Origin of the sequence: Chryseobacterium urinae, assembly GCF_030518295.1 — a bacterium.
Taxonomy (GTDB): Bacteria; Bacteroidota; Bacteroidia; order Flavobacteriales; family Weeksellaceae; genus Chryseobacterium; species Chryseobacterium mucoviscidosis.
The window spans coordinates 1-444 of the sequence record NZ_JAULSJ010000097.1 but is presented as its reverse complement, the minus strand read 5'-3'; the positions used below and the strand labels follow the sequence as shown (position 1 = coordinate 444).

1 protein-coding gene is annotated in these 444 nt (G+C 36.9%); it reads left to right on the top strand.

The annotated features are described in order from the left end of the window. The coding region (locus QWT87_RS21130) for a transposase (protein ID WP_302718724.1) at positions 1–444 on the top strand (444 nt) is incomplete at both ends.

Here is a 444-nt window from a genome sequence, read left to right as displayed (position 1 = left end):
CCTAAAAGTATTGATATTGAGCATCTTGACCAGGAGATTAAACTTTTGAATGATCTGGAAGAAGAAAAACGCAGATATGCCGTGAAACTAAAATCGCTATGTTTTAATCCTTATCTTAACCCTAACACAGAAAAGCATTACGAAAGAAGGCTTAAACAGCTGGAAAAAGAAATCAAAGAAGTTGAACTGCGTCTTCCAAAACTTCAGGATGCGGAATTCAAAGAAGTGAAAGATTTGATACAAAGCGTATCAGGAATTGGTGAGAAGACCTCATTACAACTCATGACTGCTACATCAGGATTTAAAAACTTTGATTCCGCAAAATCCCTGGTAAAATATTTTGGATTGGCACCCAGAATTTACCAATCGGGAAAGAAATCTTATTCGCCCGGAAAATGCAGAACATCTAAAACCCATATCAGAAGTCTTTTGTATGTCTGCTCG